This window comes from Natronosalvus caseinilyticus (assembly GCF_017357105.1).
Classification (GTDB): domain Archaea; phylum Halobacteriota; class Halobacteria; order Halobacteriales; family Natrialbaceae; genus Natronosalvus; species Natronosalvus caseinilyticus.
Genome location: NZ_CP071596.1, coordinates 3,692,804 through 3,707,475 on the forward strand (window position 1 = coordinate 3,692,804; position 14,672 = coordinate 3,707,475).

Consider the following 14,672-nt stretch of genomic DNA (forward strand, 5'->3'; position numbering starts at 1 on the left):
GGGCCGATTGTAGAGTTCGCTTGCGCGTATGAACGTGGGTGTCCAATCATCTGGAGCGAGTCTATTGGGGATTCCCTCAGGGTAACGGGCCATCGAGTGGCTTGTTATCTGCTCAACCATGATTGGATGGACGGGAGGTATATTCAAAACTATTCAGACCGTAATTTATGAATGAATTTGAATATGTTTAAGAAATCCTTAACTTATGGGCATACAATACAGTTAATACGAGAATGGTAATACAATTTAACACGCAGCTACACACTAATTAGGGGTTTAACAGGATATAGAAAGAGAAATCGCATTCAGAGGAGGTCTATTTAAAACATCGTTCTAGGACGAATGTGTTGGGAATTATACTTTTTAGGTTCGTTGGAACACCAACCTAATATTAGGCTTCCAGTTCAAACTCCCGAGAACAACCGTGTCGCCGTCGACGATCACGCCCTTCGCGTGAATTTTCTCGAATCGCTCACCAGGTTCGACGAGACGAGCCTCGAGCGGCAGGTCGTCCCTCGCCGCGGCCGTCTCGAGTCGCTCGATCACCTCGTGATTCGCCTCCTCGTTGTACCAGCTGGCGTCGAGGAGGACGCGCACTTCGACGCCGCGTTCGGCGGCCTCGATCGTCGCCTCGAGCACCGACGCGTCGTCGCCGATACTGGCCTGGGTAACGTCGATCGACTCCTCGGCGCCCTCGAGCAACTCGAGGAGCCGACCCTCGGCGTTGTCCGGTGCGAGCAGGAGTTCTACCCGCTCGAGGGCGACGGGTTCCGGTTCGTGGACGGTCGGATAGGCCCCGGGTGCTGGATCGGGCTCGACGAACGTCGCTGATTTCCGGTGCTCGGCCCACGGAGTGACGTCCCAGCCGTCCGCATCGGCCCGGAAGACCCCCTCCAGGTCGCGGGCGAGCGCACGGTTCTCGACGACGACGCCCCAGCCGCGACTCGAGGCGCCGCCGAGTCCCGACGGCGACCAGTTCTCGGTGGTGACGAGGACCGTTTCGTCGACGACGGCGTACTTGGGATGGTGGTATCGATACCGTGCCCCCGGTCCGCCGAGAGCGTACACGTCGGCGCCCTGACTCTCGAGTTCGGTGAGGAGTTCGTCGGTGCGTTCCGAGGCGCCGCCGACGGGCCCCGCCTCGACGAGAATTTCGACGTCGACGCCGCGCTCGAGGGCGTCCTCGAGCGCCGTTGAGATTTCCGGAGACGTGAACGTGTAGCCGGCGATGCGAATCCGATCCTCGGCCGCTGCGATTCGGTCGCGGGCGACGTCGGGTGCGTCCGGCAAGACGAACGCGGTTCCCGCCGTCTCGCCGTAGGTGGCGACCGGGAGGCAGGTCGCGCCGCGTGGCCACCACGCGTCCTGGCCCGGAGTCGTGGATACGTCAGTCGCGTTCGATCCCGACCGGTACCAGACCCTGGCCGTTCGCGCCCGATCGTAGGTGACTTCGTCGACGAGCGTCCCGCCCTGGAGCACTCGGAGGGTGTCCCCGTCGGCCGCCAGCCAGAGGTGGCCCTCGAGTTCGAGCACCTCGAGGGTCGTCATCGACGCCGTCTCGTCGGGATCCATCGAGAGCGCAACCGGACCCGAGACCGTTGCGTCCGGAATCGCTGCCGTCGTGTGACCGTCGGTTACCGTCCAGTTCTCGAATCGTGTTCGTGCCGGCACCTTGAGGACGAAGAACTCGCCGACGTTGCCGTGGGTCGTCGGGTTCGGATAAACGGCTGCAACGTGTGGTTCAGTTCGAGATTGGCTCTCGGACATCTCCACCGCGTCGGAGAGAGGGCTATTGTCGGGAAACGCCGTTGCCGCCCCAACCGGACAGGCTCGGCTGTCGTCGCGTACGTCCTGCAACGGGATGCCCGTGAATTCTCCCGAGAACACCCCGGCCATCTCGAGTCGGCCGTCGCTCGAGTCCACAGGGAGGTGGCGGTGGCTCGTCGACGAGTCGACGCTAACGCTGGCGGTTCCGGCGGTTCCGGCGGTACCGACGGTTTCGACGGTTTCGGCGGTTCCGATGGTGCCTACCGAGGCACCGAGAAGGGCGATCACGAGGAAGACTGCCAGGACGGGGCGCACGGTGGGCTCTGGCCGCGCGTTCGTATATAAACTCTCGTCCCACGACGATAGCGAAGAAGGATCCGATGACGTGGCGCCTCGATCTCAGGCCGTCGGCTCGAGCGCCGGCCCCGCCTTCTCGGCTTCGGCCTGCACGAGGTAGGCGCGGTCGTCGTCGTACTCGAGGAGTGCCTCGAGGGCGTCTTCGGTGCCGATCCGGTTGAGCGCCCAGGCGGCGGAGGCGCGGACGGTGTCGTCGTCGTCCTCCTCGAGGACGTCCGCGAGCGGAGAGATCGCTCGGGTATCGCCGATGAGGCCGAGTGCGCGCGCGGCGGCGCTTCGAATCTCGCCGTTCTCGGCGACGAGCTGGTCCGCGAGAGGCTGGACGGCCTCCTCGGCGCCGATTTCGCCCAGGGCCTTGAACGTCACCTTCTGGAGCAGCGGGTTCGAGTCGTTGTCGACGTAGTCGACGAGCGTCTCGACGACCTCCTCGTCGGCGACGCCGATCTTGCCGATGATGGTGATCGCGTCCTGGTCGCGACGGGTCGCCCGCTGGAGCATGGGTTCGAGGGCTTCCTCGGGGCCCATTCGCTCGAGAGCCTCGAGGGCGTGTTCTTCCATGAAGTCAGAGTCGAACGTCTCCAGGGACAGCAAGATCATGTCGACGTTGTGTTGCTTCTCGTGAACCTTGAGGGCGTGCCACTCCGGCGGGTAGTCCTTGACGTGCTCGAGGACGTCGTAGAACCCCTGGGCGCGGAGTTGCTGGCGAACCGAGAGGTCCTCCCAGGCTTGAGCGTCGTCGATGCCGTCGACCAGCGCCTCGGTGGCCTCGAGGAGGGCCGCGATGTCGTCGGCGTCGGGATCGAGGTCGGCTTCCTCGACGGCGGCGCCGGCGTTCTCGAGCGTGGCGGTCAGCCTGGCGACGGTGTCCTCGCCGTTGCCGTCGGCGAGGGTCAGGTTCGTCCCGAGAACTTCGTTGACGTCGGCGACGAAGGTTTGGACGACGTCGACCAGTTCGGACTCGCCCTGCTCGGTCCAGCGCGTCTCGGCGATTTCGCCCTTCGCGTCGTCGATTTCGGTGACGACGTCCTCGGCGTAGGGCCCACGGGCGTCCTCGAGGTCCGAGGACAAGGAGTCGACGTCGTCCTCGAGGGATTCGTCTTCCTCGTCCTCCTCGAGGTCAGCCGCTTCGACGTCAGCTTCCAGGTCGGAGAGTGCGGCCTCGACTTCGTCGAGATCGGACTCGGTTTCGGCGTCCTCGAGGGCCGCCTCGACGGACTCGAGGCGCTCGCGGAGCGATTCGACGGTGAGTTCGTGTTCGTGTTCGTCGGCCGTTTCGGACTCCTCGTCGCTCATGGAACCACCCGGTGACCCGTCGGCGTGCGGTGACGCAGTTCCGTCTTCATACCGAAGAATCGTGTCAGGATGCTCCTAAGCGTTTCCATCTGGTCACGGAGCGTGCCACTCGAGGTGTGATTGTGAAGCGTGATAATCGGGTCGTGCCCTCGACCTCCTTCGCCCGTGTTCTCGCTCTCGCTCTCGCCCTCGCGCGTCGGCTACTCCACACCAGCGGCACGCTCCTCGACCGGGGCAGGTTCCTCGCGCCAGTAGAACCACGGGCTCAGCGTCATGTAGGCGATGCCGAGCGTGAGCAGGGCGTAGGGGAACGTCCGGCCCGCGACGTTCGGGACGAGCATGGCCAGCGCGTGCACGACGCCCATGATGAGCGCGTCTCGAGCCAGCAGGTCGGGGTAGCGAATCCGCGAAACCATCAGGTAACAGAACGCGCCGGTGACGGCGAGGACGAGCCAGGGGTCGTCGACGGGGTGGCCGGCCAGGATCGCCGCGCCCATGATCGTCGCCGCGAGCGTCGTCTGGATGCCCTCGGTGTAGTCGTCGGCCGTGTCGTAGGCCGTGTAGAGGCCGAGGCGGGCGACGGCCATCGCGACGAACAGCGCACAGACGCCAGTGACGACGCCGAGTTCGACGGACACTGCCTCGAAGCCGATTTCGAGTCCGTCGCTGACGACGACGAACGCGAGCACGGCGGGCGCGATGGCGAAGGAGGCCACGTCAGCCAGCGAGTCGAGGTAGGGGCCGGCCGCCGTCCCGCCGTACTGGCGCGCGAGAATGCCGTCGAGTCCGTCGGCGATCGCCGCGAGCAGGATCAACCGGGCGGCGAGACGAATGTCGACGAACGCGACGACGACGGCGACGAATCCGAGGCCCGCGTTGGCGATGGTCACTGCGTCGGCGATTCCGAGTCGGCCGACGAACCGGGGCAGCATACACCCGGATTCGACCGGCAGCGCTCTTACGTGTTTCCGTTTCGCCCGATTCCAGCGGGGCGGGAGCAACCGAGCGGGTTATGTTCCGCCTGTCCGAACGTCCGGTATGCACCGGCGCGTTTACCTCGCCACGGCTGGCAGCGCAGCCCTGGCGGGGCTCGCGGGCTGTACGGTCGTCGGGGACGTTGGCGAACAGGTCTTCGGCGAACCCGAGTACGACATCGGGATGACCCGAAACGAGTTCCTCCCCGCCGAGTACGAGACGACCGTCGGCGAACCCGTCGTCTGGAAGAACACGAGCGAGTCGATCCACACCATCACCGCGATCGAGGGAAGGCTGCCCGACGAGGCCGAGTACTTCGCGACCGGGGGCTACGACGATCAGGAATCGGCCGAGGACGCCTGGCACGACAATCACGGTGGCGCAATCGGCATTCGAGAGACCTACGAGTACACGTTCGAGGTTCCCGGGACCTATCACTACATCTGCGTTCCTCACGTTGGCGGCGGCATGGTCGGCCGCGTCGTCGTTACCGAGTGAATCGCGATTCGCCAGTGCACTTTTCGAGGTCGCTTCGCACAACTCGAGCAACTCGAGCAACTCGTGCAAACACCCGGATCACAACCTACGCACCGCTATAGCCGAAGCGCCAAAAATCGATCGACAGGGAATCTACTCGTCGACGGCGACGTCTTCTTCGTCGACGTCGACCGCGGTCGCCTCCTCTTCGGCGACTTCTTCGGGGTGAGCCTCGAGCGTCGTCTTCTGGATCTCGACGCGTCGAAGCGGGTAGATCGTCTTCGACTCGCCGTAGATCGCCGAGGAGAGTCGCCCCTCGACGATGCTGTCGATGAGTTCCTCGAAGGTCCGGTCAGCGGCAGCCTCCTCGACCATCTGAACCATCTGCTGGCGGATGGCCTTCTCCTGGCTCGCGTCGGCCTTCTTCGTCGTGAAGGCGACCGGCTGGATCTGGAGACGGTAGTCGTCGGTCGTCAGGACCGTGACGTAGGCCTCAATTTTCGAGGCGCCACGGCGGACCAGCGAGCGCAGGTAGTCGCGAGCCAACGAGTGCTCTTTGAACTCCGTGTACGCGGCGTCGCTACCGACGTCGTTCACCTGGAAGGTGAGCTTCGTGTTGTTCTCGCTGGCGTTGTTCGTGAGTTCGCCGAGCGTCGTTTCGATGGTTCGGTCGTAGACCTGTTCGGGTTCGTCGGCGGGGGTCTCGCCGAGCTCCGCCCGGTCGAACTGCTCCGGGGCGAGCACGGTGTACCACCGCTTCTCCTGTTTCGCGCGTGAAACTGATCGTTCGCTCATTGTGTGTTGGTATCTGTGTCGTTCGTTCGTCCGTGCTGTGCCACTGTCGCAACGTCCGTCGCGACGTCCAGATTGACGACGTAATCGTCGACCGTCGAGTGGAGGCTACCCGTCGTCTCGCGTTCGATTCGCGTGACGATGGCCGTCGACTCGTCGTCAGCCGACTCGAGTCGCGTCGCCATCTCCGACGTGTTGTCCGGAGCGATGGCTGCCGCAATCGTCGCGGAATCGACCGCCAGTCGCGTCCGAATCGTCGCTCGTCGTGTCGCGTTCGGCTCGGTCTCCGTCATAGGTGCTCCCTCACTGCCGCGATGACCGTTTCGTCGTCAAGCTCGCGGTCGCCGTACCGCAGCGTTCCGCCACGCCGACCCACGTCGTACGCCGCGCCGATTTCGAGGTCGCGAGCGGCGGCCTCGAGCGTCGGCCCGAAGCCGCTGGCGTCCCGCGTCGCGAGCGCTGCCGTCCCGTCTCCAAGCGCGAGTACGGCAGGCTCGGGAGATCGGTAGGCGAGCACGAGACGGGCCGCCGGTCGGACCGGCGCGTCACCGACGTCGACGACGAACAGGCCGTCGTACCGACCAGCCGACGCGTCGTCGATGGCCGCGTGGACACGTCGTCCACAGGTCCGCCAGGCTTCGAGAGCAGGCGTTCTGGCCTCGTGGCCCATCGCGAGGGCCACGCCGGTTCCGGCCTCGAGCGCTGCCGTCGCCTCGAGGACGTCCGCGTAGCCCTCGAGCGTGGCGAACGGCCGGCCGTCGGTGATCGCGTACGGGTGAAGGAATCGCCCGACTGCCGTCGCGGCGTGCTCGCTGGCGTCGTCGTCGCCCACGACGTCGAGGGCGACGGCCGAGCCGATCGTTCGGTGGGTGTTCGGGTCAAGCTCCGGGTCCGAGTCCGGGCCGATAGCGTCGCTGTCGCCATTGCCGTTGTCGTCACCGTCGATGGTGATGTCGACTCCGAGTCCCTCGAGTGCATCCGCCACAGCGCCCTCGTCACCCGACCAGGGCGCGAGACAGCCCATCGAGGCGGTGAGGCCGTCGACGACGTCCGCAGTCGGAACGCCGACGCCGGGTCGTCGCTCCAGTCGATCGCTCTCGAGAGCCGATTCGAGCACCCACTCGGACTCGCCAGCACCGGGTTCGATCCCGGCGGCGATCGTTCCGGCGAGGGTGAGCACGGGGTCGGGCGAGCCCTCGAGGTCGCGGGCGAGTTCGGCCGCGGCGAGCGTCGCCGGGCGGGTCTCGGTCTCGAGGGAGACGGCGTCCGTTGCGTCGGCGTCGCCGTCAGCGTCAACGTCGGCGTCGTGCGGCCCAATCACGACCGACACCGTTCCCGGCGTGCGATCGTCGCTCGGCTGCAGGCGCGCTGTCCGCTCGCCGATCGTCTCGCCAACCGCCACCTGGAACGGTGTCTCGCGGTCGGTGAGGGTTCTAGCGAGAAGGCCGGCCGCGGCCAGTCCGTCGCCGTCCGCCCGCGTGACTATGCGGACGAAGTCGGCACTCTCGAGTCGCTCGAGCGCCGGTGCCGATACCGACGAGGCGGACGAATCGACCGTGGCGCGACCTTCCATCGTCATCTACTCCTCGAGCAGTTCGACGGCCGCGTCGTAGGAGTACGCGAAGTCGGGGTCGATCTCCGTCCCGCGGTAGTACGAGACGAGGCGTCGAACCTTCGATTCGGTGTTCTGCAGGGCGCGCTTGTTCTGGGCGTCCTGCGGGTTCGCTTCGACGTGCTCGCGCAGTCGAATCGCTCGCTCCATCAGGTTGTGGAGGTCCTCGGGGAGGTCGCTTTTCGCGTCGTTCTCCTCGAGGATCTCGGTGACCTTCTTCCCGGTCGCCAGCTTGACGTCCGGGATTGGCGTTCCCGTGACGCCCTCGTCGCGAAGTTTGAGGCCGATCTGACTCGGATCGTGCCCCTGCTCTGCCAGTTCGACGACGCGAGATTCGATCTTCTCGGCGTCGACGTCGCTCCACTCCGGTGGTTCGTCTGCCGCCGGCTTGTCCGAACCGGACGTGCCACGGCGGCGGGTGTGCATTCGTGCCATTGGTCGAGGATAGGAACCGCACTGACCGCGAGGCGTACCGTTGCAACTGTCAGCTCTCGCTGGATGCACTTCCGCAATCTCGAGTCACCCGACAACTGCGGGGTGACGAAGTCAGATTTGCGGCCGTGCGCTTCCCACTCACTTCTTCTCGGTCGGAGGCAAAAGCGTTGCGACCTGCGTCTCGCCGTATCTGGACTCGACGGTGCTCCGATCAGGCCGGGGCCGCCGGGCGGTCCCGAGCTTTCGTTTCGTCCTCCGCGTCCGCTCGCCCGAGCAACTCGCGAAACTTCTCGGAGCGCGCTTCGATCCGCGCCCGCGTCTTCGCATCCGGCGAGTGATTTCGCGACTCGAGCAGGAACGTCGTGATAACGACCGTCTTCACCCACGGTTTGAGCAGTCCGGTGTAGACGGTCAACACGATGGCCCCGACGACGAGCCAGCCGGCGAACTCGACCGTCGACGAGAGGCCACCGAACGCACCCGCCAGAGGCGTGAGCGCCAGGAGAAGCGCCCCCGTGACCGCGTACATTCCCACCACGATGAGGAGCGTCGAGCCCAGGACGGACTTCCAGGTCTTGGCGTACAACACCAGCCCATCGCCCGCGGCCTGCCAGCGGTTGTCCTCCTCGGTGACGAACAGGTGGGCAACGATCGCCTCGTCGATGTACGTCGCCGCGAGCGCCAGGGCCCGCCCCAGGGTTCCACGAGCTGCTCGAGGCTCGGGGCGAAGTCGACGAGGTTCGACACCGACAGGAGGTGACGGTTGAACTGCTCGAGCACCCCCTTGACGACCTGATCGACGGCGAACAGGGCGCTGGCTTCGGTGAAGTTCGCTTTGACCTGCTCGATGCCATAGCTGACCTGGTTCGGCGGCACCTCGCCCGTTTCGATCACGTGGGCGATGACGGCGATGTGCCCCGCCTTGACCATGTAGAGGACGTACCTGACCAGGAGCCGCCAGGCCTTCACGAACAGCGCGAGCGCGACCAGGAGGCCCACGATGGCGATCCACCCCGAGATGGTCCCCGCGTCGACGAACGCGTAGGCCATCCAGCCGATGGCGCCGAAGTAGAGGAGCGATGCGATCCCGAGTGCGAGCCCGATGCCCAGTCGGAGAAGGACGAACGGAAACGTCTGGAGGTAGATGCCCGTCGCCCGCCCGAAGTGTAGTTTCATACACCGGCTCTGGCTTCGGCATGGTATTTAAACTCGAGGAGCGGATGGGTTTGGTTTGTTGGGTGGAGGCGGGCTCGAGCGCCCGAAAACCATGTGCCAGCGTAGCGTCCCTGCGGAGAATTCGAGGGGTTTATCTATGCCCGCCGGAAAGCAGAAGGTGCGTAGGAGGGCTTGTAGATCAGCGGTAGATCACTCCCTTGGCATGGGAGAGGCCCCGGGTTCAAATCCCGGCAAGTCCATATACAAAAAAGATTTTCAGGCCTTCTAATGCCTGAAATCCTTTCCTTCTGGGTTTCTCGATACCTCTACTTCTTCCAGTGCTGACTCCGCGGTTCGTGTCGGTTATTCCCTTTAAAGATCGAAAACCGTTCCATCGTGACCTATGCGTATTCAGCGGGCTGGGTTTGCAAGTGTTAAGAGCTCTATCGCGATGACCGCTGCCAAACAAACAATAATGAACTGCCCGACGACTTCTATATTCCCAGCAGCCGCCTCGTTCAGAGTAATCTGAAGCGCGTCGACGAGGATAAGCACGATAGTCAGCGAAGTCACTGCACCAGCAACTCCAAAAAGCGCTATAACTTGTTTCATAGATGTCTATTCAACCTTCTAACTAATAAATCCTGACGTGGGTTTATAGACTCATCAAAGACCCAAAAATATATTTCCGATTGTGGAAGCGTTCAGGTCTCCTCGATTCAATTTTTTAACTCGATTAAATATAGGATATTAAGTTCTTAAAACATTTATAGACCTAAATATGTAGTGAGATATTCTCGAGCCAACACGCCACAAACCCAGTTAGAACCTCGACAGGAGATTGACAGTCCAAAAACTCTATGCAATGGGAAACCGAGTGGACGCTAAATGGTGTCACATCATGCAGCGTGGGAGGATACTGAGGACGGCTACAAAAATGGGGAGATCGGTGTCTTCGTTACTCCCACACACGTCGTTTCGAAAGATGGAGTGAACGACGCTCGAGAACGCGACACGGAGGCAGACACAACCGTGTACTCGGTTTCGTTCCGGACGGGGATCGAATCGGGGTATGAGAGACGCAAACCGCTCGTGGATTTCGAAGACCCGCGGACGGCGTGGGAGTACGCGAACCTCGCCACTCATTACATCGAAGTCGCCCACATAGCCGAGTTCGCCGTGTTAGAACTACAGGGCCGAGGGACGCCGATGGACCAGAACTGGATCCCCGACGGGGTCGTTGCGGACATGGCTGCTGAAGCGGTAATGCGGAAGATGCTCGGACGCCACGAATCCCAGCTAGACGACGCGCTCGAGCGTGTACCTGCGGTGATCTCGTAGTCGCATCTGATCTGTTCTCGCTCCTACCAGTCGTCTCAGAGACGCCAGTTCGTGGTGGAACAGCGCGACCAGGAGCGCCCCGCCAGAACCAGGCTACATCGCACCCCTTCGAGCTCAACTACGTCCGAAATACCGTCCTGGACGCTAAATCAGACAGGCAGCACTAGCGCTGGTTGCTCTCGAGAAGTCCCCGACCCCCGTAAAATTCCCCAGTTACTCGTTCAGGTGCGACCGGTACCCCTTGGGCTCGAAGCCGCGCCGACAGATGACGCGCTTTCGCCCGACCGTGATCGCACTGACCTGATTGTCGTCTTCCATCTCCTCGACGACTGCCGAGAGATGTGATTCCTTCCATCCCGTTTCCTCGAGGATGGTCGTTTCGTCGACGCGCCCGCCGCGTTTGACGAGGAGGCGGAGGACCTTGTCCTCGTCGGCGATTTCGCGATCGCTGGCGCCGTATTCGACCTGTTCGGCGTAACTCAACGTCTCTTTGTTCTCTCGAGCGGCCGGTCCTGTGGTCGGTTCCTCGGGGGCCGCATCGGGATCGGAGGGCGTCCCGGAAGCCGACTGGCCGTCGACCGATTCAGCGTCGGCTGTCTCCGATCCGAAGAGGGACGAGAGACGGTCTCGAAGTGAATTGAATACCATTTGTGTGATCACCAACCTCGGTTGATATCGCTGATAGGATGTGCTCCTACCTTTCTCTTGTGCTCGCAGGATTATATGTGTCCGGTGTCGAGTCGGTTCTCGAGAATTGCATCGGATCCGACAGCTTTGCGGACTCCAATTCGGCGGTTACCCCGTCGGTCACAGATCGGCCCGCACTGCCCTGACGATCTCGTCGACGTCGAACGACTCCTCGCTGACGTCGAAGACGACCGCGTCGTCGACGCGAACGACGAACACCCCGTGATCGCCGACGGTGAGCGTCGCCGACTCGAGTTCGCCGCCGAACGATCGCATGACGGCCGCCTGGACGTCGAGGGCGCGGTCGAGGAAGCCACAGGGGTGACAGTACTCGATCTCGAGGGAGGTCATGTCACAACTGGCGTTGTGGATACGGAAAGCGGTGGCGGCCCCTGGCGAGCGTCAGAACTCCGGACGCGAACGCTCCTCGAGTCGGCCGTAGGACGCCACGAGTTCCGACAGCGAGTCTGGATCGGCCACGGTGTGGGGAGCCGTCAGCGGGGAGACGCTGATCCGGCCCTCGGCGACGGCCCGTCGGTCGGTTCCCTCGGGATCGGGGATGACGTCGGGGTCCATCTCCTCCCAGACGCGGTCGTGAAGGGTGACGCCCGTCTCGTGGCGACTCGCGTCCATCTCGTAGCGTTTCGACGGGCGCGTGAGCTCGAGCGGGGCGAGGTCGACGCTGTCGGTCGCGCCGTCGGGCATCGGAGCGTTGACATTGAGGTATGCGACCGTCTCGAAGACGCCGAACTCGAGGCCGCGTTCGGCGAGGTAACGGGTCGCGTCGGCGGCGAGGACGTAGTCCTCGGGGGTAGTCTGGACGTCGGTGAACGCGAGGTCGCCGGTGGGGACGTACATCGACGCGGCGATCGCGGGTACGTCGAAGAACGCGGCCTCGACGGCGGCACTGACGGTGCCCGAGCGCCCGAGGACGTACTCGCCGAGGTTGGCGCCCTTGTTACACCCCGATACCACGAGGTCGGGATCGGTCGGGCAGAGTTCCGAGAGGCCGGCGACGACGCAGTCGGCGGGCGTGCCGTGGACGGCGTAGCCGAGGTCGTGTTCCTCGACGTCGACGTCGCTCGAGAGGGCGCGACCGATGGCGCTCTGGTCGGTGGCTGGGGCGACCGTCGTCACGGTGCCGAGGGCGGAGAGTTCGTCGTACAGTGCCCGGAGGCCGGGGCTGTCGATCCCGTCGTCGTTCGTCAGGAGGATCTCGAGGTCGTCGTTCCGGTTTCGGTTTCGGTTCCGGTCGCGGTCTCGGTCTCCATGTCGCTCGCTCTCTCGCTCGCGCTCGCTCATACCCGTCCGTCGGCGTCGTGATCGAAAAGTGCTCCGTTTGGGGAACGTCGGTCGGTTCGGTCCTGGCACTGGTCCCGGTCAGCCTGGTCAGCCAGGTCAGCCGATCCGATCGACGATCGTCTCCTCGTCGACGACGAGGTTGTACGCGCCCTCGTCGTCGTTCCAGAGGACGAGGACGTTCTCGAACGCGAGTACGTCGCCGTACTCGGCCTCGAGCAGGGGCCGATTGAGCGCGGTCTCGTTCGTCACGACGGCGTAGTGGTCGATGGCCTCGCTGCCGTCGCTGATCTTGAAGATCGGGTTCGGTTCCCGGTCGTCTGCATCCCGCCTACGGGTCCCGCCGCCCCCTCCACGGGTCTCGCTCAGGGAGTGGCTCAGCTTCGCGGCCGTCAGGTCGATCCGGTTGGTGACGTGGCGTTCCATCTCGGCCATCTTCGCCTGCCCGCTCCCTTCGAGCCCGATCGCGATCCGTCGGGTTCCATCCCGCCGGAGAATCGAGTAGGAGAACTGGACGTCGACGTTGACGAACTCGCCGGGGTCGGCGCCCTCGCCCGCCCGATCGAGCTTTCGCTGGAACGACGGCACCTCGAGGTCCGGGTGGACGTCGAACGACCAGCCCCGGTCTTCGGGCGTTTCGCCGCCCCACAGCCGAACGGTCGGTCCGTAGACGGTGACGCCGTCGGCCTCGAGGGTTCGCTCGAGTTCCCGGAGTTCGATGCTGGCGTTCTTGTCGGCGGGCGCCATCGCCACCAGCGAGCCGTCGGGTGCGAGCCACTCGACCGCCTGTCGAAGGACGGCTTCGGGATCCTCGAGTTCGCTGAGGACGTTACAGGCGAGCACGAGGTCGAACGCGGGGTCCGCATCGTCCGCATCGTCCGCATCGGAGTCCCGGTTGTCCAGGGATCCCGGATCGAACGCCTCGATGGTCGTCCGATGGATCGTCGCGTGGACGTTTTGCCCCGTCTCTTCGAGCAACGCCTCGAGCACGTCGGCGCCCTCGCCGGGCTCGACGGCGTGGTAGTCCACCAGCGAATCGTCGGGGAGGAACTCGAACAGCCCCAGTGCGGGGCCGCCGACGCCAGCCCCAACGTCGAGCACGCGCAACCGTCGCTCGAGCAGCCCTCGTTCGGCGAGGTCGTCCAGGGCGTACTGGATCGCCGCGTAGTAGGCCGGCAGGTGGTAGATGGCGTAGCCGGCGGCGACGTCCTCGTCGTAGGAGACCGACCGTCGCTCGAGGTACTGGGACTTCATGCGCCGGATCGTCGACCGGAGAAGCGAACCCGAGGGGCCCTCGTGCCAGTCCACGCCGTAGCGGTCGACCAGCACTTCCTCGAGACGGGTGACGTACCGCTCGGGCAGTCGGTGAACGGGATCGGTGGTAGCCGCCGATCGCGGCGGCACCGGTTCGTCGCTCACGGGAGCGAACGTCCCGTCCTCGCGTTCGACGAGGCCGAGGTCCAGGGCCTCCTCGCGGAGGATCTGGGCGACGACCGCCGGGTGCGGTTCGCCCTCGACGTAGCTGCTGATCTCTTCGGGATCGATCGGCCGGACCTGGCGCAGGTACTTCGCGTTCGACCGGATTGCCTCGCGCTGGTCGGTCACTCGCGCTCACCTCCGTTCGCGCTCCTGGAAGCGTTCTGGACGTCCGTTTCGCCGTCGTCGACCCCCTCTCGAGCGCTCCACCGCTCTGCCGCCTCGTCGTACAGCGACTCGAACGCCTCGTCGTCGGCCTCGGCGATGGCTCGAGCGGCCTCGGCAACGGCGTCGGCCCCGTCGAACGTCCGCTGGACGTCCGCGTACACGCGAGGGCTGCCCCCGGTGACGTAGGTCGCGAGCCGCTCGAGCTCGTCGTAAATCGGCGTCTGGAACCCCTCGGGGACGCGTTCGGCCGCGAGCGCGAACGACAGGATCGCGGCGTGAGCCGCCGCCTGGACGGACTCCATCGCCCAGTCGTGTTCCTCAGCGGTTGTCTCGACGAGGCGGTTGCCCGCCGACTCGAGCGCCGACAGCAGCGAGTCGGTGACCGGCCCCTCACGAGCGCGAACCGTCGCGATCGACCCGGGCGCTCGCTCGGGGGCGAACAGCGGGTGCAGACTCGCTCGCTCGAGGTCGTCGGCGTACGCGGCCATCGCCTCGAGCGGGGTCGCCATCACGCCCGTAACGTCGAGCACGGCGCGCTCGGCCCGCCTCGCGTGGCGTTCGATCGATTCTTCGACGTGTCTCATCGGGACGGCCACACAGACGGCCTCGTAGGTCGTCGTTCCCTCGAGGTCGGCGGTGGTACCGCCCACGGTTTCGGCGGCCCGTTCGGCGGCGTCCTCGTCGACGTCGGCGAACGTCAGCGCCGCGTCGATGGACGGATCGTCGGCTATCGCTTCCCCGAACCACGTTCCCATCGCACCGGCGCCGACGATCAGAACCTCCATTGGGGACCGCTACCCGTCGCCGGCGCAAAAACGGTTCGGTGGGCGACGGCGGC

17 protein-coding genes and 1 tRNA gene are annotated in these 14,672 nt (G+C 64.6%); 3 read left to right on the forward strand and 15 right to left on the reverse strand.

The genetic code is table 11. The annotated features are described in order from the left end of the window. Nucleotides 1–363: 363 nt before the first annotated feature. The 3 genes from J1N60_RS17910 to J1N60_RS17920 form a co-directional block, all read right to left on the reverse strand. Nucleotides 364–2,082, reverse strand: coding sequence for a phospholipase D-like domain-containing protein (locus J1N60_RS17910; RefSeq protein WP_312909313.1), 1,719 nt, complete (start codon nt 2,080–2,082; stop codon nt 364–366). A gap of 84 nt (nt 2,083–2,166) precedes the next feature. Then, nucleotides 2,167–3,417: a HEAT repeat domain-containing protein gene (locus J1N60_RS17915; protein ID WP_312909314.1), complete on the reverse strand. Its 1,251-nt coding sequence runs from the start codon at nt 3,415–3,417 to the stop codon at nt 2,167–2,169. A gap of 200 nt (nt 3,418–3,617) precedes the next feature. Continuing rightward, nucleotides 3,618–4,349 carry a protein sorting system archaetidylserine synthase gene (locus tag J1N60_RS17920; RefSeq protein ID WP_312909315.1) on the reverse strand — a complete coding sequence of 244 codons (732 nt, stop codon included), beginning with the start codon at nt 4,347–4,349 and terminating at the stop codon, nt 3,618–3,620. 106 nt (nt 4,350–4,455) lie between these two features. On the opposite strand from J1N60_RS17920, the gene J1N60_RS17925 reads away from it, so the two are divergent. Next, entirely contained in the window at nt 4,456–4,890 is a 435-nt protein-coding gene (locus J1N60_RS17925; protein WP_312909316.1) for a cupredoxin domain-containing protein, read from the forward strand. Nucleotides 4,891–5,022: 132 nt separating this feature from the next. Here J1N60_RS17925 and J1N60_RS17930 read toward each other — a convergent pair whose 3' ends face one another. From J1N60_RS17930 to J1N60_RS17955, 6 genes are all read right to left on the reverse strand, one after another. Further along, nucleotides 5,023–5,664, reverse strand: coding sequence for a 30S ribosomal protein S3ae (locus tag J1N60_RS17930; protein ID WP_254157881.1), 642 nt, complete (start codon nt 5,662–5,664; stop codon nt 5,023–5,025). Continuing rightward, on the reverse strand, nt 5,661–5,954 hold the full coding sequence (locus J1N60_RS17935) for a KEOPS complex subunit Pcc1 (protein ID WP_312909317.1): 294 nt from the start codon (nt 5,952–5,954) through the stop codon (nt 5,661–5,663). Before J1N60_RS17935 ends, J1N60_RS17930 begins: the two co-directional genes overlap by 4 nt. After that, entirely contained in the window at nt 5,951–7,240 is a 1,290-nt protein-coding gene (locus J1N60_RS17940; protein ID WP_312909318.1) for an exonuclease, read from the reverse strand. Before J1N60_RS17940 ends, J1N60_RS17935 begins: the two co-directional genes overlap by 4 nt. Then, complete coding sequence (locus J1N60_RS17945) at nt 7,241–7,708, reverse strand: 30S ribosomal protein S15 (protein WP_254157888.1); 468 nt, start codon at nt 7,706–7,708, stop codon at nt 7,241–7,243. It abuts the gene before it with no gap. Between the two features lie 211 nt (nt 7,709–7,919). Then, nucleotides 7,920–8,123, reverse strand: a complete 204-nt coding sequence (locus J1N60_RS17950; protein WP_312909319.1) for a hypothetical protein — start codon at nt 8,121–8,123, stop codon at nt 7,920–7,922. Continuing rightward, a complete protein-coding gene (locus J1N60_RS17955; RefSeq protein ID WP_312909320.1) occupies nt 8,120–8,884 on the reverse strand; it encodes a hypothetical protein in 765 nt (254 codons plus the stop codon). Before J1N60_RS17955 ends, J1N60_RS17950 begins: the two co-directional genes overlap by 4 nt. Before the next feature lie 167 nt (nt 8,885–9,051). Between J1N60_RS17955 and J1N60_RS17960 the strand changes: the two genes are divergently transcribed. Continuing rightward, nucleotides 9,052–9,123: transfer RNA gene (locus J1N60_RS17960), tRNA-Ala, on the forward strand. A gap of 151 nt (nt 9,124–9,274) precedes the next feature. Here the strand turns inward: J1N60_RS17960 and J1N60_RS17965 are convergent. Further along, nucleotides 9,275–9,475, reverse strand: a complete 201-nt coding sequence (locus J1N60_RS17965) for a hypothetical protein (RefSeq protein ID WP_312909321.1) — start codon at nt 9,473–9,475, stop codon at nt 9,275–9,277. Nucleotides 9,476–9,751: 276 nt separating this feature from the next. Between J1N60_RS17965 and J1N60_RS17970 the strand changes: the two genes are divergently transcribed. Beyond that, nucleotides 9,752–10,204, forward strand: coding sequence for a hypothetical protein (locus tag J1N60_RS17970; RefSeq protein WP_312909322.1), 453 nt, complete (start codon nt 9,752–9,754; stop codon nt 10,202–10,204). A 213-nt stretch (nt 10,205–10,417) separates the two neighbouring features. Here the strand turns inward: J1N60_RS17970 and J1N60_RS17975 are convergent, their stop codons facing one another. The 5 genes from J1N60_RS17975 to J1N60_RS17995 all read right to left on the reverse strand — a co-directional run bounded on the left by J1N60_RS17975 (nt 10,418) and on the right by J1N60_RS17995 (nt 14,619). Then, nucleotides 10,418–10,852, reverse strand: a complete 435-nt coding sequence (locus J1N60_RS17975) for a helix-turn-helix transcriptional regulator (RefSeq protein ID WP_312909323.1) — start codon at nt 10,850–10,852, stop codon at nt 10,418–10,420. 159 nt (nt 10,853–11,011) lie between these two features. Continuing rightward, the gene (locus tag J1N60_RS17980; protein WP_312909324.1) at nt 11,012–11,242 is read right to left on the reverse strand and encodes an Rdx family protein; all 231 of its coding nucleotides are present in this window, start codon (nt 11,240–11,242) and stop codon (nt 11,012–11,014) included. 51 nt (nt 11,243–11,293) lie between these two features. Further along, complete coding sequence (gene surE, locus J1N60_RS17985) at nt 11,294–12,193, reverse strand: 5'/3'-nucleotidase SurE (protein WP_312909325.1); 900 nt, start codon at nt 12,191–12,193, stop codon at nt 11,294–11,296. A gap of 96 nt (nt 12,194–12,289) precedes the next feature. Continuing rightward, the gene (locus tag J1N60_RS17990; RefSeq protein ID WP_312909326.1) at nt 12,290–13,795 is read right to left on the reverse strand and encodes a small ribosomal subunit Rsm22 family protein; all 1,506 of its coding nucleotides are present in this window, start codon (nt 13,793–13,795) and stop codon (nt 12,290–12,292) included. Beyond that, the gene (locus J1N60_RS17995; protein WP_312909327.1) at nt 13,792–14,619 is read right to left on the reverse strand and encodes a prephenate dehydrogenase; all 828 of its coding nucleotides are present in this window, start codon (nt 14,617–14,619) and stop codon (nt 13,792–13,794) included. The genes J1N60_RS17990 and J1N60_RS17995 overlap by 4 nt, the downstream gene beginning before the upstream one ends. Nucleotides 14,620–14,672 lie beyond the last annotated feature (53 nt).